This window comes from Nonomuraea sp. AD125B (assembly GCF_041402765.1).
GTDB classification, from domain to species: domain Bacteria; phylum Actinomycetota; class Actinomycetes; order Streptosporangiales; family Streptosporangiaceae; genus Nonomuraea; species Nonomuraea bangladeshensis.
In genome coordinates this window covers 858,583-882,509 of the sequence record NZ_JBGLOU010000001.1, presented here as the reverse complement: position 1 = coordinate 882,509, position 23,927 = coordinate 858,583, and the positions used below count along the sequence as shown (strand labels likewise).

Sequence of the window (23,927 nt, the reverse complement as noted above, 5' to 3'; positions counted from 1 at the left end):
GCCACGTTCGATCCCACTCCCACCGCGGGCGTCCGATGCCCGCGGCCGCTGAATCCGCCACTGGCGGAACCGGGGACCCGTTCTCGACCGGGGTGAATCGGCACGTCCATGTGCCGTAGGGCAGCTTCCGCACGCCCGAACCCGTCAGCTAACCCGGTAAGCGGCATGGAAGCGCAAAGGAGCAAACCCCTCATGGCCATCAGCCGTTTCATCCGTGCCCCGAAGCTGAACGCCGCCAAGCTGGCGCTGAGCGGCGCCCTCGCCGTCTCCGCCCTGGGCGCCACCGCCGCCGTGACCGCGGCCGCCGACAGCGCCCCCGCGCAGCCCGCGGCCGCCGCCGCCGCCCAGCAGGGCGTCAGCAACCGCGACGCGCGCGTCAACGTCACCGCCCAGCAGGTCCTCGACCTCGCCCGCGCCCAGGTCGGCACGTCCGAGAACGCCGACGGCGGCGGCACCAAGTTCCAGCAGTGGTACGCCGACTCGGCCCGCGCCGGCGAGACCGTCCAGCGCGACGGCGGCAACAGGAACGCCTACCTGAACGCCCCCTGGTGCTCGATGTTCGTCTCCTGGGTCGGCGAGCAGACCGGCGCCCGTACCCAGGTCGGCTGGGACGCCTACACCGTCGCCCACGCCAAGTGGTTCGCCGCCAACGACCGCTGGGGCACCGAGGCCAAGCCCGGCGCCGTGGTGTTCTTCTCCTGGAGCGGCAGCAAGAGCCTGAGCGCCATCAACCACGTCGGTTTCGTCGTCAAGGACAACGGCGACGGCACGATCTCCACGATCGAGGGCAACACCGGCAACGGCAAGGTCGAGGAGCGGGTCCGCCCGACCTCCCAGGTCGTCGGCTACGGCTACCCGAACTACGCCGCCTGACCCGCTCACTCCTCCGGAGGCCAGTTCCTGAGCACCGCGTCGAGAGCGTCGAGGGTCCGCGCCCAGGACACGTCCACCTCGCGCGGGGTGCGGGCGAAGCCGCCCTGCGTCTCCAGGCTGACGAAACCGTGGAAGGTGCTGTGCAGCATGCGCACGGCGTCGGTCTGGGCGGGCTCGGGCAGGTCGTAGCCGCGCAGGATGGCCCTGGTCATCTCGGCGTGCCGGCGGGCGGCGCTGGCGTAGGCGGTCTCGTCGTCGAGCTCGATCTGCCCGGCGGCGTACCGGCCGGGGTGCTCCTTGGCGTAGCCGCGGTAGGCGTCGGCGAAGGCCACCAGCGCGTCCTTGCCGGCGCGGCCGGCGAGGGCGGCGGCGGCCCGCTCGGCGAGCTCGGCGAGGGCGAGGACCGCCACCCGCACCCGCAGCTCCTGGGCGTCCCTGACGTGGGAGTAGAGCGCGGCGGGCTTGACGCCGAACCGGCGGGCGAGCGCCGAGACCGTCAGGTTGTGGAAGCCGAGCTCGTCGGCCAGCTCCGCCGCCGCCCGGGTCAGGCGTTCCGCGGTCAGTCCCGCTCGTGCCACGCGCCCTCCATCACTTAAAGCCTTTAAGCATTTGCATAATAGCATTAAGGAAACTAGCCTCGCCGCTCATGAGACCTCTCACCGAGCGCGAGATCCGCGCGTCCCTCATCAACTGCTCGAAGGGTGAGGCCAAGCGCGCCGGCGTGCCGAAGGACCTGCCCGACCAGCCCTGGGACGACCTCGACTTCCTCGGCTGGCGGGATCCGGGCGCGCCGGAACGCGCGTACCTGGTGGCCGAGCGCGACGGCGCCCTCGTCGGGGTGGCGCTCCGCGTGACCTCGGGCGCGGCCCGCGGCTTCACCGCGCGCAGCATGTGCTCGCTCTGCCTGACCACGCACACCAACGGCGGCGTCGCGCTCATGAGCGCCCGCCGCACCGGCGAGGCGGGCCGCCAGGGCAACTCCGTCGGCCAGTACATGTGCGCCGACCTCGCCTGCTCCCTCTACCTGCGCGGCACGAAGGAGGCCGCGGGCGGCGGCGTCATCGACGAGTCCCTCACCCTGGAGGACAAGCTCGCCCGCACCCGGACGAACCTGTACGCCTTCCTGGACAAGGTGGCCGCGAGAGCCGCATGAGCCGGTCAGACCGCGGGACCGCGCGTGCGGAAGGAGGCGCGGTAGGACTGCGGGGTGACGCCGACGACCCGCTTGAACCGCTCACGGAACGCCGTCGCCGAGGTGAACCCGGCCTGCGCCGCGACCCGCTCGACGCCGTGGTCCGTGGTCTCCAGCAGGAGTTGGGCCCGCCGCACCCGGGCGCGCAGCAGCCACTGCAGCGGCGTGGTGCCGGTCTGCTCGCGGAAGCGGCGGCCGAAGGTGCGCTCGCTCATCCCGGCCCGCGCGGCCATGCCGGCCGGCGTCAGCTCGCCGGCGAGGTTGTCCTCGATCCAGGACAGCACCGGCTCCAGCAGTGAGCCGCGCGGCGCCGGCGGCCGGGCGTGCGTGACGAACTGCGCCTGCCCGCCCTCGCGTTCCAGCGGCGTCACCGCCAGGCGGGCCGCGTCGGCGGCGACCGCCGAGCCGAGGTCGCGCCGGATCAGGTGCAGGCACAGGTCGAGCCCCGCGGCGGCGCCCGCGGAGGTGAGGATCTGGCCGTTGTCCACGTAGAGGACGTCCGGCCGCACGTCCACCAGCGGGTACGCCTCCGCCAGCCGCTCCGCCGCGGCCCAGTGCGTGGTGGCGCTGAGCCCGTCGAGCAGCCCGGCGGCGGCCAGGGTGAACGCCCCCACGCAGATGGAGGCGATCCTGACGCCGCCCGCGGCCGCGGCGCGCAACGCCTCCAGCGCGGCCGGGTCGGGCGGGGCGGCCCCCTCGGAGCAGCCGGGCACGACGATCGTGTCCGCCTCGCGCAGCGCCTCCAGGCCGTGCGGGGCGACGATGGTGAAGGCGTCGCTCGCGACCTGCGGCGTCACCGCGCAGACCAGCACGCGGTACGCCCGCCGCCCGTCCACCCGGACCCGCCCGAACACCTCGACCGGCGTCGCCAGGTCGGCCGCCACCACCTGGTCCAGCGCCAGAACCGCCACCGTGTGCATGCGGGACACCGTAGGCGGTGGCGGGAACCCGTGGGAAATTGGCGTTCCAGCCACTGGGGCCGGGCGGCGGGCCAGCCCTAGCGTTCCCCCGTGTCCAACCTCATGTCCGTCCTCATGCCGATCCTCATCGGGATCGTCTGCGTCTGCCTGCTCTCCCTGATCCCCGACCCGCACCGCCGCCGCGCCAACGCCGTGCTGGTCGCCGGCGCGGGCGCCGCGTACCTGAGCGGCGGCGGGCTCGGGTACGCCGAGTTCGTCCTGCCGGTCGTCATGACCTACGTCGCCTTCCGCGGCCTCGACAGCTGGACGTGGATCGGCGCCGGCTGGCTGCTCCACACGGCCTGGGACGTCCTCCACCACCTGAACGCCAGCCCCATCCTCGCCTTCGCCGGCGACTCCTCCTTCGGCTGCGCCGTCTGCGACCCGGTCATCGCGCTGTGGTGCCTCGCGGGCGGCCCGCCGGTGCTCGCCCGGCTACGCGACCGGCTGCGCCGGACCGCCCCCGCCGCTTAGGCGCGCCCCGAACGACCGGAGGGCGGCGCGGAAACGCTCCGGCTCCTCGACGGTGAAGGGGACGTCCAGGAAGGCGAGGCGGAGCAGCAGCCACTGCCAGGTGTCGAGCGCCAGCACGGCCCTGGTCCGCCGCTCCCCCAGGGCCTCCAGGTCGGCGTCCTCGTAGGCGAACGCGTCGGCGACGTCGGCCAATGACGCCTCGACGGTGAGGACGACCCGCTCGCGGTCCTTGCCGAGCCCCTGGCGCAGGTAGTCGAGCGCGGTCTCGGCGGGCAGGGGGCGGGGCTCGTACGTGCTGGTCGAGGTGCGCAGGCCGGTGACGCGGTCGAGGCGGAAGACCCGCCAGTCGTCCTTGGCGGTGTCGCGGGCCAGCAGGTACCAGCGCAGGTTGTGGTGCACGTGCCGGTAGGGCTCGGCCCGCCGGGAGGTTACCGCGCCGTCCCTGCCGGTGTAGTCGAAGGTGACGACGAGCCGGCGCTGGATCGCCTCGGCCAGCTCGGCCAGGACGTCGGCGCTGACGCTCGGGGCCCGCGCGGTGCTGGTCTCCAGGCTCGCCCTGAGCTGGGCGGCCCGGTGCCGCAGCCGCTTCGGCAGGAACTGGTCGAGCTTGCCGTAGGCGCGGGTGGCGGCCTCGTCCACGCTGCCCTCGGCGGCGCGGCCGGTCGCGGCCAGGGTGGCGAGGCCGAGGAGGGTGGCGATCGCCTCGTCGTCGTCGAGCACCAGCGGCGGCAGCGCGCTGCCGGCCACCAGCCGGTAGTGGCCGCCGGGGCCGGGGCGCGTCCGCACCGGGTAACCGTAGGCGCGCAGGCGGTCGACGTCGCGGCGCAGGGTGCGGGGGCTGACCCCGAGCCGGGCCACGAGCTCGTCGGCGGTGAACGCCCGGCCGGTCTGCAACGTGGCGAGCAGGGCGAGGATGCGCTGGGTGACGTCCGCCATGCCTCCAGTCTCTCCCGGGACGCGGCCAGGAAGTGGCCACATCTGTTCGTAGCGTCGTACGCATGCCGAAGTTCATCCGCATCCGGGGCGCCCGGACCAACAACCTGAAGAACCTGGACGTGGACCTCCAGCGCGGCCGGCTGACCGTGTTCGCCGGGGTGTCGGGGTCGGGCAAGTCGTCGCTGGTGTTCGACACGATCGCCGCCGAGGCGGGGCACCAGCTCAACGAGACGTTCCCGCCGTTCACCCGCAACCGGCTGCCCCGGTGGACCCGTCCCGAGACCGACGAGATCGCCGGGCTCTCCCCCGTCGTGCTGATCGACCAGCGTCGGATCGGCGGGAACGCCCGTTCCACGGTCGGCACGATCACCGACGCCTGGACGTACCTGCGGCTGCTGTTCTCCCGGGTCGGCACGCCGTACGTGGGCGAGTCCAACCGGTTCTCCTTCAACGACCCCGCCGGGATGTGCCCGTCCTGCTCCGGGCTCGGCGAGATCGTCGTGAGCGCCGTCGAACGGTTCCTGGACCTGGACAAATCGCTCGCAGACGGGGCGATCCTGCTGCCGGGGTTCGGCCACGGCGGCTACTGGTACAGCCAGTACGCCGACATCGGCGCCTTCGACCCCGCCACCCCGCTGCGCGACTGGACGCCCGACGAGCGCGCGGCGCTGCTGTACGGCGGCGAGCACGCCGCCCGGCTCGGCGTCCGGCCGCCGAAGGACTACGAGGGCGTGGTCGAGCGCTTCGAACGCATCTACCTGCACACCTCCGACGACCTGTCCGACCGCAAGCGGGAGACCATCGAGCGCTTCACCCGGTCGCAGACCTGCCCCGACTGCCACGGCGACCGCCTCAACGAGGCCGCCCGCACCGCGACCGTCCTCGGCCGCACGATCGGCGAGATGGCCCGCATGGAGATCACCGAGCTCGCCGACCTGGTGGAAGAGGTGAGCGACCCCGCCGTCGCGCCGGTCGTGGCGGCGCTCGGCGACAAACTGCGCGCCATGATCACCATCGGGCTCGGCTACCTGCACCTCGGCCGCGCCACCCCCACGCTGTCCGGCGGGGAGTCGCAGCGCGTCAAGACCGTCAAGCACCTGGGCAGCAGCCTGGTCGAGATGCTGTACGTCTTCGACGAGCCCACCGTCGGGCTGCACCCGCACGACATCGCCTCCATGACCGCCCTGCTGCAGCGGCTGCGCGACAAGGGCAACACCGTCCTGGTCGTCGAGCACGACCCCGCCGTCATGGCGATCGCCGACGAGATCGTCGAGATCGGCCCGGACGCGGGCGCCGGCGGCGGGCGGCTGGTGTTCCAGGGCTCCTTCGACGGGCTCCGGTCGGCCGGCACCGCCACCTCGGCGGCCCTCGCGGCCCGTACGCCGCTCAACACCGCGCCGCGCCCGCCCCAGGGCGTCATCACGGTGACCGGCGCCACCCGCAACAACCTCCAGAACCTGACCGTGGACGTCCCGGCCCAGGTGCTCACCGTGCTGACCGGGGTCGCCGGCTCGGGCAAGTCCAGCCTCGCCGCCGAACTGGTCGCCCAGCACGACGCGATCGTCCTCGACCAGCGGCCGGTCAGCGTCAACCGCCGCTCCACCCCCGTCACCTACACCGGGATCGCCGGGGCCGTACGCAAACTGTTCGCCCGGCACAGCGGCCTGCCCGCCGGGATGTTCAGCGCGAACTCGGCCGGCGCCTGCCCCGACTGCAAGGGCCTCGGCGTGATCTACACGGACCTCGCCTTCATGGACGGCCAGGAGAACGTCTGCGAGACCTGCCACGGCCGGCGCTTCACCGACGAGGTGCTCCGGCACCGGGTGAACGGCCTGTCCATCGCCGACCTCGACGACCTGACCATCGCCGACGCCCTCGACCGGCTGCCCGACCGGCACATCCGCGACGGGCTGCGCCACCTCGACCGGGCCGGCCTCGGCTACCTGCGCCTCGGCCAGCCGCTCACCACGCTGTCCGGGGGCGAGTGCCAGCGGGTGAAGATGGCGCGGGAGCTGCGCGAGGCCACCGAGCCGGCGCTCTACGTCCTGGACGAGCCCACCACGGGCCTGCACCTGCGCGACATCGCCGCCCTGCTCGGCGTCCTCGACCAGCTCGTGGAGCAGGCGCACACGGTGGTCGTCATCGAGCACAACCTGGACGTCATCCGGCACGCCGACTGGATCATCGACCTCGGCCCCGGCCCGGGCCGGCACGGAGGCCGCATCCTCTACCAGGGCCCGGTCACCGGCCTCAAGGGCACGGCCACCGCCGCCGCCCTCCACGCGGACTGACAGATCCTCCGGCAGGGCTACCTTCCGCGCGCGGTTTCGGGTCGAATGGGTGGTGTGACCTCGTGGCGAGCGCGGCTTCGGCGGGCTCTGGCCGGGCCGGCCGGTGTGGCCGCCGAACTGGCCCCGCCCGTCGCGGCTCTGCTCACCGCGGCCCTTCTCGGCCTGGCCCTGCTCGCCGGCGTCGGGCTCGTGGGGGCCGCGCTCGCCTGGGCGGGCGGCCCCGGCTGGTGGCGGCCTGTCCTGGAACGGCTGCCGGCTCACCTGGTGCCGCCGTACGCGCCGGAGGACCTTCCGCCGCTGGCGATGGCCGTCCTCGCGGTGGCCTGCTTCCTGTTCGGGGCCGGGTGCCGGCTGCGCCGCCGCGCCGCGCCGGAGTCCGTCGACACGCTGCTGCGGCGGGTGAGCGCCTGGGGGGTCGTTCTCGGGCTGCTGCTGGCCTCGGGCAGCCTGGTCTATGCCGACGCCCGGTCCATCGAGGCCGCGCCGGCGCGGCGCGGCGCCGACGGCTACGCGGAGGCCGTGCGGCGGCTCGGCTCAGGGGAGGCCGAGGTCCGGCTGGCCGCGATCCACACGCTCCGGCGCCTGGCACGGGAGTCGGAGCGGGACCGCGTGACGACCGCCGACGTCATGGCCGCGTACGTGCGCGAGCACGGCTCGGCGGGGCAGGTCGGGCGGCCGGCCGCCGACGTGCAGACGGCCCTGACCGTGCTCGGCAGCGTCCACGACGTCCCGGACGCCGGGCGCGACTGGGTGTGCGGCTGCGACCTGGCGCGCGTCAGGGTGCCGGGCGCGGAGCTGAGCGGCCTGAACCTGGGCGTCGCCGTCCTGATCTCGGCGGACCTGCGCGGGGCCAGGCTGAGCGGGGCGAACCTGGACCACGCCGACCTGACCCGCGCCGACCTGCGGGGAGCGCTGCTGGACGGGGCGGACCTGCCGTACGCGGTCCTGTTCATGGCGGACCTCGGCGGCGCGGACCTGCACGGCGCCGATCTGCACGGCGCGGACCTGTTCCAGACGGACCTGGGCGAATCCTCCCTGCGCCGGGCAGACCTGCGCGGGGTGGACCTGTTCCAGGCGAACCTGCGCGGGGCCGACCTACGCGGCGCGGACCTGACCGGCGCGAGCCTCAACGGCGCGGACCTGCGCGGCGCCGACCTGCGTACGGCGATCCTGCGCGACGCGGACCTGAAGGGCGCGGACCTGACGAACGCGAAGCTGAGCGGTGCGGACCTGAGCGGTGCGAAGACCGGCGGCAGGACGAAGCCGTCCCACGGAAGTCAGGTCGTGCCGGTGGGCACCCAGTAGCGGCGCTTCCGCTCGGTCACGTCGATCAGCCGACCGCCGTTGGCCTCGATGACCCGCCGGGAGGCGACGTTCGACAGGTCGCACATCACCAGCGCCTCGCCGATGCCCAGCGCCCGCGCGATCGGCAGCGCCGCGCCGAGCATCGCCGTCGCGTGCCCCCTCCGGCGGGCGCCGGGCCGTACGTCGTAGCCGATGTGGCCGCCGAGCTCCGTCAGCGCGGGCGTCAGCCGGTGGCGGATGGCGAGCCGGCCCAGAAAGCGGTCGCCGTCCACCCACCACAGCGTGGTCATCGGCACGAACCCGGGCCGCACCCCGGCCTGGGTGCGCTCGGCGAGCACGCGGGCGACGTACGCCTCGAAGGCGTCCGGCTCGGCCGGCGTCGGCGTGTCCACGTCCGACACGAACCACGACAGCGGGTAGTCGGTGTCGGCCCGGAACTCGGCCAGCGCGGCCAGGAACGAGGTACGGAACGTGGCGGCCGGGTCTACGAAGCGGGGCATGGCGTCATCATGCCCGGAGGGGACGGCCGACGTCGTGGAGGTGGCGCAGGGCCTGGCTCCAGGAGGCGATCAGGCCGCATTCGGCGTACTCGACGCCCAGCTCGCGGCAGTACTCGCGGACGATGGGCCGGGCCAGGCGCAGGTTCGGGGACGGCATGCCCGGGAACAGGTGGTGCTCGATCTGGTGGTTCAAGCCGCCGAGCGCGATGTCCAGGAGACGGCCGCCGGTGACGTTCCTGGAGGTCAGGACCTGGCGGCGGAGGAAGTCCAGCTCGTCCTGCGCCGTCAGCACCGGCATGCCCTTGTGGTTGGGGGCGAACGTGCACCCCAGGTAGACGCCGTAGCACGCCTGGTGGACGAGCAGGAACACCAGCGCCTTGGCGGGCGGCAGGACCAGGAACAGCGCGCCCACGTAGGCCACGACGTGCGCGACCAGCAGCAGCCCTTCGGCCGGGCGGTTCTTCAGCGTCGGCCGGCGCAGCGCGCGGAAGCTCGACACCTTCAGGTTGAACCCTTCGAGGGTGAGCAGCGGGAAGAACAGCCACGCCTGCCACCGCCCGACGAACCGGGCCAGCCCGCGCGCCGCCTCGGCCTGCCCGCGTGACCAGATGAGCACGTCGGGCGCGACGTCGGGGTCGTGGTCCTCGTGGTTGGGGTTGGCGTGGTGGCGGGTGTGCTTGTCCATCCACCAGCCGTAGCTCAGCCCCACGGCCAGGTTGCCGACCAGCAGCCCCGCGATCCTGCTGGTCCGCCGCGAGCGGGAGATCTGGCCGTGCGCGAGGTCGTGGGCCAGCAGCGTGACCTGGGCGAAGGCCACGGCCAGCAGCACCGCCACCGGGAGCTGCCACCAGGTGTCGCCCACGACGGCGAACACCGCCCAGCTGCCCGCGAACAGCGCGGCGACCAGCCCTATCCGGACGGCGTAGTAACCGGGCCGCCGCTCCAGTAAGCCGGCCTCGGCTATGCGGCGCGACAGCCGGGCGAAGTCGCTGCCCCGTTGCGGTCGGTCGAGGTCTACAACACTCACATCTGCCTCCGATGCCGGCGAAATCGTCCCAATGATGATCGCTTGCCAGCATCGCGAGAACCAGAGGGTACGCGGACCCCCGCTGTCACCCCTTCCTCAGGTAGGGCCAGCCCTACCGCCGTCCCTGGGAGGATTCGCCGGGCGGCGTGCGGAAAGAGCGAAGGTGGACGCGGGCCTGGAGGGCACATGGACGAGTTCGTGCCGGAGCTGATGGAGTGCGAGACCACGGTGGCGGGCTACCGCCGGGCGGCCTCCCTGGCCAACGCGCTGCTGGGGCGCGGCTGGGCGCTGCTGGCCGAGGTGACGCCCACCGGCCCCGACCGGCGCGGGGAGCGGGACCGGTGGCACGTCAAGGTGATCGCGGCGCCGGGCGCGGCCGGCAGCGTGGCACGGTGCCTCGATGAGGCCGCCCCCGGCGGTGAGGTCACCGTGCGCGCGCTCGCCCGCGGTCTCGACGACTTCCTCGGCGAGCTGCTCGGCGGGCCGGGCGGGGACTAACCGTCGTCGCGCATCCTGCCGGTGGCGATGAACTCGACGGCGACCCGGTAGAAGCTCGCGATCGACTCGCCGCCCTCCAGGCCGTCACGGAGCTGCTTGCGGACCTTCGTGAAGGGGAAGGCCGTGCTGCCGTCGGGCAGGGCCACGCCCCACCCGCCGTCGTCCCGCCAGTGCCAGTGCCCGCCCGCGCCCGCCGCGACGCACGCGCCCAGGTAGGACCCGAGCACGTTCACCAGGCCCTCCGCCTGGTCCGGGTCGAAGCCGGGCTGGGCCCGCCGGCGCTCGATGAAGCCTTCCACCCACCGGACGGACTCCTCGTCGAGGCCGAAGTCGATGCCGCTGATCGGGCCGAGCTGCTCGATCGCGAGGTCGACGTTCCGCTGGATCGTCCGGAGCTCCTCATCGTCCATGCGTGGATGGTGGCAGCGCCCGGCGCGTGCGTTCAAACGATTAACGGACTCAGCTCGCGTACCTGTCCGTCACGGTCTTGGGGCTCGGCGCCTTGATCGAGACCTTGCCGCCCCAGCCGGTGTAGCGGGTCTCGACGTTGATGATGCTGCCCTCGAAGTCGGAGTAGAGACGGTCCACGCCCTTGGCGCGGAACGAGCTGTACAGCCTGGTCGGCAGCCCGGACGGGGCCAGCGTCAGCGTGTACGAGATCGGCGTCGCGGCGGCCCAGGCGCTCAGGCCGGAGCCGGCGAACCACGGGGAGACCTTGGTCAGCGCGGCGAACGTGATCGTGCCGGTGACCTTGCTCCCCTCCCTCTTGCCCTTCTTCAGCAGCGCCGACAGCGTCGTCGGCTCGGCGGGGTTGAGCACCTGCAGGTAGACGCCGGGCATCGCGCCGCCGCCCTTGACGCCGAGCCAGCTCTTGCCCTTGGGCAGGAGCTCGGCGAGCAGGCCGCCCTTGTAGTACGTCCTCCCGCCGGTGGAGATCACCCGCTCCTCGGTGTCGTCCCAGGCGGTGATGGTGAGGTCGTAGTTCAGCCCCTTCCTGGCGAACTGCAGCACGCCCTTGTTCTCGTACGCGTGGAGCGTGTCGGTGCCGTCGGACCACTCGGCCGTCTCGGTGAACCGCACGCCGTGGCCGGGGACCAGCTTGGCCTTCAGCGCCCGTACGGGGTCCTTGGGCGCCGCCTGCGCGGGTGCGGCGGTCACCAGGAACACGCCGCACATCGCTAACGCGGTGATCGTTTTCTTCATCATGACGGACGATCATGCCACGACCGCGCCGCCGGGGTCAGTAGCCGGGGAACACCCGGCGGAGCAGGTCGAGGTCGGCGGCGCCCGTCGTGGTCACGCCGTCCGGGGTGTGCCGCGGCGCGAGGCGGCCGGAGATCAGGCGCAGCCAGGACTCGGCGGGCAGGGCGAGGGTGCCGTCCGGCTGCTCGGGCACGTCGAAGTCGACGCCGATCGGCGGCCTCAGCCGCAGCACGAAGACGGACTCGGGGGCGGTCGTGGTGACCTGGAGGTCCAGGGTGCGGCCGTCGAGCCGGTCGACCTTGCCGATCCAGGCGAACAGGTCGGGCCCCTGGTGCAGCAGGGCGGCCGTCGCGTCGGGGGCGAGCGTGGCGTGCTCGTCGAAGGCGACGCGGACGTCCCAGGAGTGCAGGGCGAGCTCGTTGAGCCGCATCCGGCTCAGGGTGGCGACGTCGACCGGGGCGGGCATGAAGCCCAGGTCGACGCGGAGCTCGTCGCGGGTGGAGGCGTCCAGGGACTCGTAGAGCGCGGTCAGGGCCTCGTCGGCCTGGAGGAAGCCGTCGGCGCGCTCCCGTCGCGTCATGGCGTCCCATCTGTCCCAGACGCTCTGGTTGAAGTCGTGGCCGGGGCCGGGAGCGCCGTCGAGCGCGGCCCGCAGGACGGTCAGCGCGATCTCGGCGCCGCTGCCCAGGTGGCTGACGACCTGGGAGATGTCCCATTCCGCGGCGGCCGAGGGCCTGGCCAGGTCCTCGTCGGTGAGTCCGGACACCAGCCCGGACAGCTCGTCATGTCCGGTCCGCAGTGCGGCGATGGCCGTGTCGGCGCTGCTCATCGCGTCTCCCAGGCGTTGAGGCGGGCAGGTGCTCCCGCCTGAGGCGGGCAGGTGCTCCCGCTCAAACTACCGCCCGCGCCGGGCTTGATCATCAGCGGCCCGGCGGCCTAAACGTTGCGCAGGACCGACACCACGACGCCCAGCACCACGGCCTCGTCGCCGTCGATGTCGGCGTAGGCCGGGTTGCGCGCCTCGAGCAGGACGTGGCCGCCGCGGCGGCGGAACACCTTGACGGTGGCCTCCCCGTCGATCATGGCGGCGACGATCTGGCCGGAGTGCGCCTCGGGCTGCCGGCGCACCACGACGAGGTCGCCGTCGCAGATCGCGGCGTCGATCATCGAGTCGCCGCGCACCCGCAGCGCGAACACGGTGCCCCGGCCCGTCAGGTCGCGCGGCAGGGTGAGCAGGTCGTCCACGTGCTGCTCGGCGAGGATGGGCGTGCCCGCGGCGATGTCGCCCACCACGGGCACGCTCACCAGCTCGCTCGCCGTCTCCGGCGCGGGCTCGCGCAGGAACAGGCGTACGTCGATCGGCCGGGTCATCGTGCCGGCCCGGCGGAGGAACCCCTTCTCCTCCAGGCTCCTCAGATGCTTCGAGACCGACGACGGCGAGCGCAGCCCGGCCGCCCGGCCGAGCTCGCGGGTGCTCGGCGGATAGCCGTGCCGGACCACGTGGTCGCGGATCGCCGCCAGGATCCGCTGCTGGCGCGGCGGCAGGGCCGAGGCGTTCAGGTGCTCGAACGCGTCGAGATCGTCGTAGGCGGTCACCTGCGACATCGTAGCCGGGCGCCGCCCGCCGGGCTCAATCGCGCTTGCTGATGCGGATCATGTTGCCCGCGGGGTCGCGGAAGGCGCAGTCGCGCACCCCGTACGGCTGGTCGGTCGGCTCCTGCATCACCTCGGCGCCGGTGGCCTGCAGCTTGTCGAAGACGGCGTCGACGTCGTCGGCGGCCAGCAGGATGCCGCCGTAGGTCCCCTTGGCCATCATCTCGGTGATCACGCGCTGCTCCTCCTCGGTGACGCCGGGGTCGGCGCCGGGCGGGTAGAGCACGATGGAGGTCTCGGGCTGTCCGGGCGGGCCGACGGTGATCCAGCGCATGCCGCCGTGGCCGACATCCTTGCGGATCTCGAAGCCGAGGGTGTCGCGGTAGAAGGCGAGGGCGGCCTCGGGATCGTCGTGCGGCAGGAAGCTCGCGTTGATGGTGATGTCCATGTCCGTCACGCTAACGGCGGCCCCGCGGCCGGTGCTTCTCGATTCCTGACCGGCCTGGTGACCTGTTTGGCCACGCACGACGGCATGCCCTCCGTCGCCTCCGCCGCCTGCCGCCGGTAGGTGCTCGGCGGCACGCCGACGAGCTCGGCGAAGCGGGTGCTGAAGGTGCCGAGCGAGGAGCAGCCGACCTCGAAGCAGACCTCGGTGACGGTGAGGTCGCCGCGGCGCAGCAGCGCCATCGCGCGCTCGATGCGCCGCGTCATCAGGTACGAGTAGGGGGACTCCCCGTAGGCGCGCCGGAACTCGCGGCTGAGGTGCCCTGACGACATGTTCACGCCGCGGGCGAGCGCCTCGACGTCGAGCGGCTGGGCGTACTCGCGGTCGATGCGGTCGCGGACGCGGCGCAGCAGCGCGAGCAGGCGCAGCCGCTGCTGCTGCGCGGCGTCCTCGGGCCCTGATTGGTTCGGTCGCACGATGCCATCTTCCCGAGCCGGTCTCCGGCTCGTCCACCTGGCCCCCGGCGGCCAGGGCAGTGATCAGGCGCCGACGTACGCCGCCAGGTGCTCGCCGGTGAGCGTCGAGCGGGCGGCGACGAGGTCGGCCGGGGTGCCCTCGAAGACGATCCGGCCGCCGTCGTGGCCGGCGCCGGGGCCGAGGTCGATGATCCAGTCGGCGTGCGCCATCACCGCCTGGTGGTGCTCGATGACGATGACCGACTTGCCGCTGTCGACGAGCCGGTCGAGCAGGCCGAGCAGGTGCTCGACGTCGGCGAGGTGCAGGCCCGTGGTGGGCTCGTCGAGGACGTAGACGCCGCCCTTCTCCCCCATGTGGGTGGCCAGCTTGAGCCGCTGCCGCTCGCCGCCGGACAGCGTGGTGAGCGGCTGGCCGAGGCTGAGGTAGCCGAGCCCGACGTCGGCGAGCCTGCGCAGGATGGCGTGCGCGGCCGGGATGCGGGTCTCGCCCGCCGCGAAGAACTCCCCGGCCTCGCTCACCGGCATGGCCAGCACCTCGCTGATGTCCCGGCCGCCGAGGCGGTGCTCCAGCACCGCGGCCTGGAAGCGCCTGCCTTCGCACTCCTCGCAGGTGGTGCTGACGCCGGCCATCATCCCGAGGTCGGTGTAGACGACGCCGGCGCCGTTGCAGGCGGGGCAGGCGCCCTCGGAGTTGGCGCTGAACAGCGCCGGCTTCACGCCGTTGGCCTTCGCGAACGCCTTGCGGATCGGTTCGAGCAGCCCGGTGTAGGTGGCCGGGTTGCTCCGCCGCGAGCCGCGGATCGGCGTCTGGTCGACGGCCACCACGCCGTCCCTGCGCGCGACCGAGCCGTGGATGAGCGAGCTCTTGCCCGATCCGGCGACGCCGGTCACCACGACCAGCACGCCGAGCGGGATGTCGACGTTCACGTCCCGCAGGTTGTGCAGGCGGGCGCCGCGCACCTCCAGCGCTCCCGACGGCTCGCGCACCGACGCCTTGAGCGCGGCCCGGTCGTCCAGGTGCCGGCCGGTCAGCGTGCCGGCGGCGCGCAGCCCGTCCACGCCGCCCTCGTACACGACCTCGCCGCCGCCGGTGCCCGCGCCGGGGCCGAGGTCGACGACGTGGTCGGCGATGGCGATCATCTCGGGCTTGTGCTCGACGACCAGGACGGTGTTGCCCTTGTCGCGCAGCCGCCGCAGCAGCGTGTTCATGCGCTCGATGTCGTGTGGGTGCAGGCCGATCGACGGCTCGTCGAAGACGTACGTGACGTCGGTGAGCGACGAGCCCAGATGCCTGATCATCTTGACCCGCTGCGCCTCGCCGCCGGACAGCGTGCCGGAGGGACGGTCCAGGCTGAGGTAGCCGAGCCCGATCTCCACGAACGAGTCCAGCGTGTGCCGCAGCGCGGCCAGCAGCGGCGCGACGGACGGCTCGTCCAGCCCGCTCACCCATTCGGCCAGGTCGCTGATCTGCATGGCGCAGAGGTCGGCGATGTTCACGCCGTGGATCTTCGAGGAGCGCGCGGCCTCGCTCAGCCGGCTGCCGTCGCACTCGGGGCAGGTCGTGAAGGTGACCGCCCGGTCCACGAACGCCCGGATGTGCGGCTGCATCGCCTCGCGGTCCTTGGACAGGAACGACTTCTGGATCTTCGGGATCAGACCTTCGAGCGTGAGGTTGACGCCCTCGACCTTCACCTTGGTCGGCTCGCGGTAGAGGAAGTCCCGCAGCTCCTTCTCGGTGAACTCGCGGATCGGCTTGTTCGGGTCGAACAGCCCCGACTCGGCGTAGACCCGGACGGTGAAGAAGCTGTCGGACTTCCAGCCGGGGATGGTGAACGCGCCCTCGGCGAGCGACTTGGAGTCGTCGTAGAGCTGGGTGAGGTCGATGTCGGAGACCGTGCCCCGGCCTTCGCAGCGCGGGCACATGCCGCCGGTGAGGGTGAAGTTCTGCTTCACGGTCTTGCCGCCGCCGCGTTCGACGGTGATCGCGCCGCTGGCCCGTACGGACGGGACGTTGAAGGAGAACGCCTGCGGCGAGCCGACGTGCGGCTTCCCGAGCCGGCTGAACAGGATGCGCAGCATCGCGTTGGCGTCGGTGGCCGTGCCGACCGTGGAGCGCGGGTCGGCGCCCATGCGCTGCTGGTCGACGATGATGGCCGTGGTCAGCCCGTCGAGCACGTCGACCTCGGGCCGGGCCAGCGTCGGCATGAAACCCTGCACGAAGGCGCTGTAGGTCTCGTTGATCAGCCGCTGCGACTCGGCCGCGATCGTGTCGAACACCAGGGAGCTCTTGCCCGAGCCCGACACGCCGGTGAACACCGTCAGCCGGCGTTTGGGGATCTCGACGCTCACGTCCTTGAGGTTGTTCTCGCGGGCGCCGTGCACCCGGATCAGGTCGTGGCCGTCGGCGAGGTGCGACGCGGCTTCCGTACGGGTGTCCATGCTCATCGTGTCTCCGTTGGGTCGTCGCCCGGCTCGGGTCAGTGCACCTTACCTACCTCGGCGCTGCCCCGGGGCGCCCGGTCACGGTAGCCGGAGGGCGAGGGCGGCCGCTTCTCGATTCCTGACCCGTGGGGCGGACGGTGTGGCGCAGGTCACTGTCACACGCCCGGGGCGGGCGGCATCTCGTGTTCGCCCAATGAGCGATGTGGAGGAATCATCATGAACGCAGCACTGGACACCCTGCGCCGCGACTTCGGCGGCGACGTGATCGGCCCGGACGACGCCGGCTACGCCGCCGCCGCCCGATCGCTGCTGGTGCCGGGCAGTCCCGCCCTCGTCCTGCGGCCCAAGACCGTCGCCGACGTACGGGCGGGCGTGCGCTACGCCGCCGGCACGGGGCTGCCGTTGTCGGTGCGCGGCGGCGGGCACGGCTTCGCCGGCTTCGCCACGAACAACGGCGGCGTGGTGCTCGACCTGGCCCATCTGGCGCAGGTCGAGCTCGTGGACGAGCGGCGTCACCTCGTACGGATCGGCGGCGGCGCCACCTGGGGCCAGGTCGCCGACGCCCTCGCCCCGCACGGCCTGGCGATCTCCTCGGGCGACACCAGGAGCGTCGGCGTCGGCGGGCTGACGCTGAGCGGCGGCATCGGCTGGAAGGTCCGCAAGCACGGCCTGGCCCTGGACAGCCTGGTCGCGGCCGAGGTGGTCACGGCCGCCGGGGAGGTCGTGCGGGCGAGCGCCGAGGAGAATCCCGAGCTGTTCTGGGCGCTTCGCGGCGGCGGCGGCAACTTCGGGGTCGTGACCGCGTTCGTGTTCGCGGCCCACCCGACGACGGACGTCTTCCACGGCACGATCGCCTTCCCGGCGGCGGAGGCGGCCACGGTGCTCCAGGGGTGGGCCGAGCACCTGCGTACCGCGCCCGAGGAGCTGACCTCCGTCGCCGACTTCGCCAACCCCTTCGCGGGCGGCCCGCAGGCGCCGGTGCAGGTCCACGTCGCCTTCGACGGGGACGACGCGCGGCTCGCGGCGCGGGCGATCGACCCGCTCCGCCGGCTCGGCACGGTGACCGGCGACGGCGTCACGCTGAAGCCGTACGCGGAGACGCTCGTGGAGGGTCTGGTGCCGCCGCCCGGCATCCGGCTGGTGACGCGCAGCGGGTTCGCCGGGGCGGCGGCGGTGCCCGGGGTGCTGCGCGTGCTCGTGGCGGCGGGGGCGGCGGAGGGGGCGCCGCTCATCTCCGTACGCGCGGTCGGCGGCGCGGTGGCCCGGGTGCCGGCCGACGCCACCGCGTACGCGCACCGCGACGCCGCGCTGATGGTCGTGACCACGAGCGCGGGCCCCGAGCCGGTGCTCGCGGCGGGCCGACCGGCGTTCGACGCCCTCTGGCGCGACCTCGCGCCGCACGTGGACGGCGCCTACGCCAACTTCCTGGCCTCGGCCGGCGAGGAGGACGTCGCAGCGGTGTACCCGGCGGCGACGTACGAGCGGCTCGCCGCCGTCAAGCGCCGCCACGACCCGGAGAACCTGTTCGCCCGCAACCACAACGTCCGCCCCCGCTGACGTCCGGCTACACCCGGCGCAGCCCCGCGATGAGCAGCTCGACCAGGGGGCGGGCGTCGTAGCGTGAGTCGTTCTCCGCGCCGATGCACAGGTTGCCGACGCCGCGCATGAGCTGCAGGGCGGCGACGTCCGAGCGGATCTCGCCGGCCGCCGCCGCGGCGTCGAGCAGCCGCCCGCACACCGGCACGAGCCGGTCGAGGAAGTACGCGTGCAGCGCCTCGAACCCGGCCTCGTCGGAGCGCAGCACGGCGGCCAGGCCGTGCTTGGTGACCAGGAAGTCGATGAACAGGTTGATCCACCTGCCCAGGGCGGCGTAGGGGGTCGGCCCGGCCGCCAGCAGGGCCGGGCCGGCCTCGGCCAGGGCCTCGATCTGGTGCCGGTAGACGGCGATGATGAGGTCGGCCCGGGTCGGGAAGTGGCGGTAGATCGTGGCCGTGCCGACGCCCGCCTCGGCCGCGATGTCCCGGATGGGCGCCTCGACGCCCGAGGTGACGAAGACCGCCGCGGCGGCGTCGAGCAGGGTCTTCTCGTTGCGCCGGGCGTCGGCCCGCTTGCGCGTGCCGCCCTGCGCGCCCTGCGCGCCCTGCGCGCCCTGCGCGCCCTGCGCGCCCTGCGCGCCCTGCGCGCCCTGCGCGGCCTGCCCGCCCTGCGCGGCCTGCGCGCTCTTTTCGCTGTCGCTCACCGCGCCGCTCCTTCCGCCGGCGCCGCCGCCCGGCTTGCTAAACGGGACACTGTCCCATATGTTCTAAACGGGACACAGTCCCACTTGTTCTCTCTCCCATGATGCCAGAGCGCGCGCCCGCATCCTCCCTCCGCGAACCCCCGGCCACCCGGCCGGAAGGAGCACACCCATGCCCTACGACTCCCCGCCCAGCTTCGGGATCATGACCGCGCCGATGCAGGTCGGCTACCACGACGTCCTGCGGGTCTGGCGCGAGGCGGACACGATCCCGGCGATCGGACACGCCTGGCTGTTCGACCACCTCCTGCCGATCGCGGGCGACCTGACCGGCCCCGTCCACGAGGGCTGGACCCTGCTCGCCGCCCTCGCCGCGCAGACCCGGCGGCTGCGGCTCGGCCTGATGGTGACCAGCAACCGGTTCCGCCCGCCCGCGCTGCTCGCCAAGATCGCCACGACCGTCGACATCGTCTCCGGCGGACGCCTCGACTTCGGCATCGGCGTCGGCTCGCGCCCCGACCACCCCCTGGCCCGGCGCGAGTACGAGGCCCACGGCCTGCCCTTCCACGACACCGCCCACGCCGTGGGCAGCCTGGCCGAGGCGTGCACGGTGATCCGGCGGCTGTGGACCGAGGACGAGCTGTTCGACTTCGACGGCGTACACCACCGGCTGAAGGGCGCGTTCGGCAACCCCAAGCCGGTGCAGCGCCCCCACCCGCCCATCCTCGTCGGCGGGCGCTCGTCGGCGACGCTGCGCGTGGCCGCCGAGCACGCCGACCTGTGGAACATCCCCGGCGGCGGCGACATCGCCGACCTCGCGGGCCGCTCGGCCCTGCTGGACCGCTACTGCGCCGAGATCGGCCGCGACCCGGCCGCGATCACCCGCTCGATCCACCTGCCGGTCTCCTACGACCGTCCCGGCCCCACCAGGGACGCGATCGGCGCGGCGGTCGAGGCCGGCTTCCGGCACGTCGTGCTCGGACTGCCCGCCCCCTACCCCGACGGCGTCGCCCGATGGGTCGCCGACGAGCTCATCCCCACCCACTGACCGACTGACGCGAAGGAAGACCGCTCTCATGAGCATGACGGACACGACGACCATCGCCGCCCGGGTCGTCTCGGTGAAACCGGTGGTGCTGCCCGCCCCCGGCCGTGGCGAGGACCTGCGGGTGCGGGTTTCCGCCCCCGCTACCGGAAGGGATCTGCCGGTCGTCGTCCTCTCGCACGGCTTCGGCTGGTCGATGGACGGCTACGGGCCGCTGGCCGACCACTGGGCGGCGCACGGGTTCGTGGTCGTCCAGCCCACCCACCTCGACTCGCGGACGCTCGCCCTGCCGCCCGACGATCCCCGTACCCCGCTCATCTGGCGGTGGCGGGTGACGGACCTGACGCACGTACTGGACCGGCTGGACGCCGTCGAGGCCGCCGTTCCCGGCCTCGACGGGCGCCTCGACCGCGACCGGATCGCCGTGGCCGGGCACTCCTGGGGCGGGCAGACGGCGAGCATGCTGCTCGGCGCGCGCGTCCTCGACGCCGCGGGCCGGCCCGGAGAGGATCTGTCCGACCCGCGGGTCAGGGCGGGCGTGCTGCTCGCCACGCCGGGATCGGGCGGGGCCGACCTGACGCCGTTCGCGGCCGAGCACTTTCCTTTCATGAACCCGGACTTCACCCGGATGACCACGCCGGCGCTCGTGGTCGCGGGCGACCAGGACCGGTCGGCGCTGTCGGTACGGGGCCCGGACTGGTTCACCGACCCGTACCGGCTGAGCCCCGGGGGCAAGAGCCTGCTCACCCTGTTCGGGGCGGAGCACTCGCTCGGCGGGATCGTCGGCCCCGGCGCCGCCGAGACCACGGACGAGAGCCCGGCCCGCGTCGCCCTGATCCAGCGGCTCACCACCGCCTACCTCCGCACCGCCCTCGACCCGGACGACCCCGCCTGGCCCGCCGCGTGCGCGGCCCTGGCGGCGGAGCCGGGCCCGCTCGGGCGGATCGAGACGAGCTGACCGGCTCAGCCCGCCAGGCGCGGCAGGTCCTGCCGCGCCTGGTCGGCCAGCATGCGGGCGACGTCGGACACCAGCCCCCGCCGCTCGTACGCGGCCCGCTGCCGCGCCGCGCCCGAGCCGTGCCGGTGCAGCACGTCCAGCCCCTCGTCCATGAGGGGCAGGTCGCCGAGGGCGCGCAGCGCGGGCCCGATGTGGTCGATCAGCGTGTCCACCAGCCGCCAGACGGGCAGCGTGCGGCCGGTGAGCTGGTCGACGTTCTCCCCCTCCAGCCCGTCGCGGGCGGCCCGCCAGCTCGCGGCGGCGAGCAGGGTGTGGTCCACGTTCGGCGCGGGCCGGCCCGCCCGTACGTCGCCGAGCGCCGTGGCGGCCAGCGCCCTGACCAGCCCCGTGAGGAGCACCACCTCGGCCACGGTCTGGCAGGTGTCGGCCACCCTGACCTCGATCGCCGGCCTCTCGGAGGAGAGCCTGGCCTGCCACTCGGGGACCACTCCGGTGGCGTGCAGCCCTTCGACCAGCCAGTCGTGGTGCTCGGCTGACCGGAACCAGGGCGGCGGCCCGGCGGCGGGATGACGGCTCCTGGCCATCGCGCGCCCGCTCGCGCAGCTGGTGTCCGTGTCGCCGCCGATCGGCGAGTTCACGGTCAGCGCCTGCAGCACGGGCAGCCAGGGCCGCAGATGGTCGACCACCTGGACGGCCTCCTCCCGGTCGTCAACGCCGAGCCACACGAGACAACCGGCGTCGCCCGGCAGGTCGCCCGACAACGCCGTGCCCGTGGCCGCCACCCCGGCGCCCGCGCCGTCGGCGGCGGCCACCACGACGGCGCGCAGCCGCAGCAACTCCTCCCGCAGGCCCGCCAGCTCGGTGTGCGCGCCGCTGCGGGTCTCGATCTGGAATCCGGTCCGCGCCGTCACCTGGTCCCGTACGGTGCCGCCGACGCGCTCGCGCACGTCGCCGGCGACCGGCGTCACCTTCGCGGTGGCCGGGTCCAGAAGAATGAACCCCTCCTCGACTCCCATGGTCACATCCGTTTCAGCCATGGGACCCCCTCTTCCCCGTACGTGCGCGGCCTTGCGGATCAGTCTCGTGCGGCTGGGCGCGGCGTGCGCGGGAGCGGGAGCGCGGCGACGACCGGCACGACGAAGAAGAGCGCCGGCACCGGCAGGCGCTCTGAGGAGGAGACCGAGGACGGGAAAGGGGAGAATCCGCTCCTTTCCACTTTCAACCTATAGCGCACCCGGGGGCTTGCGGCAAGACCCCGGTCGTGCAGGACAATCGGCGGCCGAGGCCGAGAACCTGCGAAAACGCCGGAGCGCATTACGTGAATCACCCATCGACCATCAGCGTGTTCGACCTGCCGGAAAGGCTGTCGGCCAAGGCCGACCCGGCGCTGATCGGCCGCGACGAGCAGCACTTCGCGGCCGTCGCCGGGGCCCTGGAGCAGACGGTCGCCGAGTTGTCGGACCGTCTCGACGCCATGCGCAGGGCCCCGGGCGGCGCGGGCCGGGCGGCGCTGGACCGGGACCTGGAGGTTCACCGGCTGAGCGCCCGCCTGCGTACGCTGCGCCGCTTCGGGCTCGACCTGTGTCTCGGCCGCATGGTCGGGGCGGACGGGGCCGAACCTGTCTATGTCGGGCGGCTGGGCCTGACCGACCGGGAGGGTCGCCGGCTGCTGCTGGACTGGCGGTCCCCTGCGGCCGAGCCGTTCTTCGGCGCCACCCACGCCAACCCGATGGGCCTGGCCAGCCGCCGCCGCTACCGCTGGACCCGTGGCCGGATCAGCGACTACTGGGACGAGGTGTTCACCGCGGACGGGCTCGACGGGCACGCCGCGCTGGACGACCAGTCGGCCTTCATCGCCGGCCTGGGCGGCAGCCGCTCGCCGCGGATGCGGGACGTGCTCGCCACCATCCAGGCCGACCAGGACGCCGTCATCCGGGCGAGCTCGCGCGGCGCGCTGGTCGTGGACGGCGGTCCGGGCACCGGTAAGACCGTCGTCGCCCTGCACCGCTCGGCGTACCTGCTCTACGCCGACCCGCGGCTCGGCCACAACCGGGGCGGCGTGCTGTTCGTCGGGCCGCACCAGCCGTACCTCGCGTACGTCGCCGACGTCCTGCCCAGTCTCGGCGAGGAGGGCGTGCAGACCTGCACCCTGCGCGACCTCGTGCCCGAGGGCGCGACGGCGGCGGCCGAGAGCGACCCCGAGGTGGCCCGGCTGAAGGCGTCCGCGGATTTGGTGAAGGCGATCGAGCCGGCCGTCAGGTTCTACGAGAACCCGCCCGCGAAGGGCATGACGGTCACCACCGAGTGGTCCGACGTCCGGCTCGGCCCCGACGACTGGGCCGAGGCGTTCGCGGCGCCGGAGCCCGGCACCCCGCACAACGAGGCGCGCGACCGCATCTGGGAGGAACTGGTCGAGATCATCGTCGGCAAGCACGACGACGAGGACGTCCCCGCCGACCTGGTCCGCAGGTCGCTGCTGCGCGACCGGGAGCTGCTGACGGCCTTCAACCGCGCCTGGCCGGTGATCGAGCCGGCCGACCTCGTCGGCGACCTGTGGTCGGTGCCCGCGTACCTGCGGCTGTGCGCTCCCTGGCTGGCCAAGGAGGAGATCAGGCGGTTGCAGCGTGCCGACCCGCAGGCGTGGACCGTGTCGGACCTGCCGCTGCTGGACGCGGCCAGGCAGCGGCTCGGCGACCCGGAGTCGTCGCGGCGCAGGCGCAGGCAGGAGGCCGCCGCCGCGGCGGAGCGCGAGCGCATGGCCGGCGTGGTCGACAACCTGCTCCAAGCCGACGACGACGGCGAGGCGGCGGTGACGATGCTGCACGGCGCGGACCTGCGGGAGGCCCTGGTGGACGAGGGCGCGCTGCCCGCCGCCGAACCCGACCGGCTGGCCGGCCCGTTCGCGCACATCGTGGTGGACGAGGCCCAGGAGCTGACCGACGCGGAGTGGCAGATGCTGCTGCTGCGCTGCCCGTCGCGGAGCTTCACCGTGGTCGGGGACCGCGCCCAGGCCAGGCACGGCTTCACCGAGTCGTGGCGGGAGCGGCTGGAACGGGTCGGGCTGGACCGGATCACCCTCGCCTCGCTCACCGTCAACTACCGGACGCCGGAGGAGATCATGGCGGAGGCCGAGCCGGTCATCCGGGCCGCGCTCCCCGACGCCAACGTGCCGACGTCCATCCGCGCCGGCGGCGTGCCCGTGCGGCACGGGTCGGTGGCGGAGCTGGACACGATCGTGGACGGGTGGCTCGCCGAGCACCCCGAGGGGGTCGCCTGCGTGATCGGCGACCCGGCGTTCGAGGCGCGGCCCCGGGTCCGGTCGCTGACGCCGCAGCTCGCGAAGGGGCTGGAGTTCGACCTGGTGGTGCTGGTCGATCCTGAGCGGTTCGGCGAGGGCGTCGAAGGGGCGGTGGACCGCTACGTCGCGATGACCCGCGCGACCCAGCGGCTCGCCGTCCTGACCAGCTCCTGATC

General features: G+C 73.5%; 24 protein-coding genes and 1 riboswitch. Of the genes, 10 read left to right on the top strand and 14 right to left on the bottom strand.

Annotation, left to right across the window (positions count from 1 at the left end; all coding sequences use genetic code 11):
* Window positions 1–36: 36 nt before the first annotated feature.
* Window positions 37–178, top strand: a riboswitch (cyclic di-AMP (ydaO/yuaA leader).
* 14 nt (window positions 179–192) lie between these two features.
* On the top strand, window positions 193–873 hold the full coding sequence (locus ACBR40_RS04080) for a CHAP domain-containing protein (RefSeq protein WP_371247435.1): 681 nt from the start codon (window positions 193–195) through the stop codon (window positions 871–873).
* A 5-nt stretch (window positions 874–878) separates the two neighbouring features.
* Here ACBR40_RS04080 and ACBR40_RS04075 read toward each other — a convergent pair whose 3' ends face one another.
* Window positions 879–1,451 carry a TetR/AcrR family transcriptional regulator gene (locus ACBR40_RS04075; protein ID WP_344216125.1) on the bottom strand — a complete coding sequence of 191 codons (573 nt, stop codon included), beginning with the start codon at window positions 1,449–1,451 and terminating at the stop codon, window positions 879–881.
* Window positions 1,452–1,519: 68 nt separating this feature from the next.
* Between ACBR40_RS04075 and ACBR40_RS04070 the strand changes: the two genes are divergently transcribed.
* Complete coding sequence (locus ACBR40_RS04070; protein WP_344216127.1) at window positions 1,520–2,026, top strand: FBP domain-containing protein; 507 nt, start codon at window positions 1,520–1,522, stop codon at window positions 2,024–2,026.
* Between the two features lie 5 nt (window positions 2,027–2,031).
* Here ACBR40_RS04070 and ACBR40_RS04065 read toward each other — a convergent pair whose 3' ends face one another.
* On the bottom strand, window positions 2,032–2,985 hold the full coding sequence (locus ACBR40_RS04065; RefSeq protein ID WP_371247434.1) for a GlxA family transcriptional regulator: 954 nt from the start codon (window positions 2,983–2,985) through the stop codon (window positions 2,032–2,034).
* A gap of 90 nt (window positions 2,986–3,075) precedes the next feature.
* On the opposite strand from ACBR40_RS04065, the gene ACBR40_RS04060 reads away from it, so the two are divergent.
* Complete coding sequence (locus ACBR40_RS04060) at window positions 3,076–3,498, top strand: DUF6010 family protein (protein WP_344216131.1); 423 nt, start codon at window positions 3,076–3,078, stop codon at window positions 3,496–3,498.
* Here ACBR40_RS04060 and ACBR40_RS04055 read toward each other — a convergent pair.
* Entirely contained in the window at window positions 3,460–4,434 is a 975-nt protein-coding gene (locus ACBR40_RS04055) for a YafY family protein (protein WP_364457835.1), read from the bottom strand. The two genes, ACBR40_RS04060 and ACBR40_RS04055, sit on opposite strands and share 39 nt — an antisense overlap.
* A gap of 62 nt (window positions 4,435–4,496) precedes the next feature.
* On the opposite strand from ACBR40_RS04055, the gene ACBR40_RS04050 reads away from it, so the two are divergent.
* Both ACBR40_RS04050 and ACBR40_RS04045 read left to right on the top strand, forming a co-directional pair.
* A complete protein-coding gene (locus ACBR40_RS04050) occupies window positions 4,497–6,725 on the top strand; it encodes an ATP-binding cassette domain-containing protein (protein ID WP_371247433.1) in 2,229 nt (742 codons plus the stop codon).
* A 54-nt stretch (window positions 6,726–6,779) separates the two neighbouring features.
* Window positions 6,780–8,030 carry a pentapeptide repeat-containing protein gene (locus ACBR40_RS04045; RefSeq protein ID WP_371247432.1) on the top strand — a complete coding sequence of 417 codons (1,251 nt, stop codon included), beginning with the start codon at window positions 6,780–6,782 and terminating at the stop codon, window positions 8,028–8,030.
* On the opposite strand, the gene ACBR40_RS04040 is transcribed toward ACBR40_RS04045, so the two are convergent.
* Both ACBR40_RS04040 and ACBR40_RS04035 read right to left on the bottom strand, forming a co-directional pair.
* Window positions 8,003–8,530, bottom strand: coding sequence for a GNAT family N-acetyltransferase (locus ACBR40_RS04040; RefSeq protein WP_371247431.1), 528 nt, complete (start codon window positions 8,528–8,530; stop codon window positions 8,003–8,005). The genes ACBR40_RS04045 and ACBR40_RS04040 overlap by 28 nt on opposite strands.
* A gap of 7 nt (window positions 8,531–8,537) precedes the next feature.
* Window positions 8,538–9,557, bottom strand: coding sequence for a fatty acid desaturase (locus tag ACBR40_RS04035; RefSeq protein WP_371247430.1), 1,020 nt, complete (start codon window positions 9,555–9,557; stop codon window positions 8,538–8,540).
* Window positions 9,558–9,743: 186 nt separating this feature from the next.
* Here ACBR40_RS04035 and ACBR40_RS04030 point away from each other — a divergent pair, with 186 nt between their 5' ends.
* Entirely contained in the window at window positions 9,744–10,055 is a 312-nt protein-coding gene (locus tag ACBR40_RS04030) for a hypothetical protein (RefSeq protein WP_371247429.1), read from the top strand.
* Here ACBR40_RS04030 and ACBR40_RS04025 read toward each other — a convergent pair.
* From ACBR40_RS04025 to ACBR40_RS03995, 7 genes are all read right to left on the bottom strand, one after another.
* On the bottom strand, window positions 10,052–10,465 hold the full coding sequence (locus ACBR40_RS04025) for a hypothetical protein (RefSeq protein WP_371247428.1): 414 nt from the start codon (window positions 10,463–10,465) through the stop codon (window positions 10,052–10,054). The genes ACBR40_RS04030 and ACBR40_RS04025 overlap by 4 nt on opposite strands.
* 49 nt (window positions 10,466–10,514) lie before the next feature.
* Window positions 10,515–11,261: a hypothetical protein gene (locus ACBR40_RS04020; RefSeq protein WP_371247427.1), complete on the bottom strand. Its 747-nt coding sequence runs from the start codon at window positions 11,259–11,261 to the stop codon at window positions 10,515–10,517.
* 34 nt (window positions 11,262–11,295) lie between these two features.
* Window positions 11,296–12,087, bottom strand: coding sequence for a maleylpyruvate isomerase family mycothiol-dependent enzyme (locus ACBR40_RS04015; RefSeq protein ID WP_371247426.1), 792 nt, complete (start codon window positions 12,085–12,087; stop codon window positions 11,296–11,298).
* Between the two features lie 107 nt (window positions 12,088–12,194).
* Window positions 12,195–12,863, bottom strand: coding sequence for a transcriptional repressor LexA (gene lexA / locus ACBR40_RS04010; RefSeq protein ID WP_371247425.1), 669 nt, complete (start codon window positions 12,861–12,863; stop codon window positions 12,195–12,197).
* Between the two features lie 25 nt (window positions 12,864–12,888).
* The gene (locus ACBR40_RS04005; protein WP_344216153.1) at window positions 12,889–13,299 is read right to left on the bottom strand and encodes a VOC family protein; all 411 of its coding nucleotides are present in this window, start codon (window positions 13,297–13,299) and stop codon (window positions 12,889–12,891) included.
* Between the two features lie 5 nt (window positions 13,300–13,304).
* Window positions 13,305–13,772 carry a helix-turn-helix transcriptional regulator gene (locus tag ACBR40_RS04000; RefSeq protein WP_344216155.1) on the bottom strand — a complete coding sequence of 156 codons (468 nt, stop codon included), beginning with the start codon at window positions 13,770–13,772 and terminating at the stop codon, window positions 13,305–13,307.
* A 63-nt stretch (window positions 13,773–13,835) separates the two neighbouring features.
* A complete protein-coding gene (locus ACBR40_RS03995) occupies window positions 13,836–16,217 on the bottom strand; it encodes an ATP-binding cassette domain-containing protein (protein WP_371247424.1) in 2,382 nt (793 codons plus the stop codon).
* 213 nt (window positions 16,218–16,430) lie between these two features.
* On the opposite strand from ACBR40_RS03995, the gene ACBR40_RS03990 reads away from it, so the two are divergent.
* Window positions 16,431–17,771 carry an FAD-binding oxidoreductase gene (locus ACBR40_RS03990; protein WP_371247423.1) on the top strand — a complete coding sequence of 447 codons (1,341 nt, stop codon included), beginning with the start codon at window positions 16,431–16,433 and terminating at the stop codon, window positions 17,769–17,771.
* A gap of 7 nt (window positions 17,772–17,778) precedes the next feature.
* Here ACBR40_RS03990 and ACBR40_RS03985 read toward each other — a convergent pair whose 3' ends face one another.
* The gene (locus tag ACBR40_RS03985; protein ID WP_371247584.1) at window positions 17,779–18,291 is read right to left on the bottom strand and encodes a TetR/AcrR family transcriptional regulator; all 513 of its coding nucleotides are present in this window, start codon (window positions 18,289–18,291) and stop codon (window positions 17,779–17,781) included.
* A 331-nt stretch (window positions 18,292–18,622) separates the two neighbouring features.
* Here ACBR40_RS03985 and ACBR40_RS03980 point away from each other — a divergent pair, with 331 nt between their 5' ends.
* Both ACBR40_RS03980 and ACBR40_RS03975 read left to right on the top strand, forming a co-directional pair.
* The gene (locus ACBR40_RS03980; RefSeq protein WP_371247422.1) at window positions 18,623–19,498 is read left to right on the top strand and encodes an LLM class flavin-dependent oxidoreductase; all 876 of its coding nucleotides are present in this window, start codon (window positions 18,623–18,625) and stop codon (window positions 19,496–19,498) included.
* Window positions 19,499–19,526: 28 nt separating this feature from the next.
* Entirely contained in the window at window positions 19,527–20,453 is a 927-nt protein-coding gene (locus ACBR40_RS03975) for an alpha/beta hydrolase family protein (RefSeq protein ID WP_371247421.1), read from the top strand.
* Between the two features lie 5 nt (window positions 20,454–20,458).
* Here the strand turns inward: ACBR40_RS03975 and ACBR40_RS03970 are convergent, their stop codons facing one another.
* Window positions 20,459–21,490, bottom strand: a complete 1,032-nt coding sequence (locus tag ACBR40_RS03970; protein ID WP_371247420.1) for a glutamate-cysteine ligase family protein — start codon at window positions 21,488–21,490, stop codon at window positions 20,459–20,461.
* A gap of 281 nt (window positions 21,491–21,771) precedes the next feature.
* Between ACBR40_RS03970 and helR the strand changes: the two genes are divergently transcribed.
* Window positions 21,772–23,925, top strand: a complete 2,154-nt coding sequence (gene helR, locus ACBR40_RS03965) for an RNA polymerase recycling motor ATPase HelR (protein ID WP_371247419.1) — start codon at window positions 21,772–21,774, stop codon at window positions 23,923–23,925.
* Window positions 23,926–23,927: the final 2 nt, after the last annotated feature.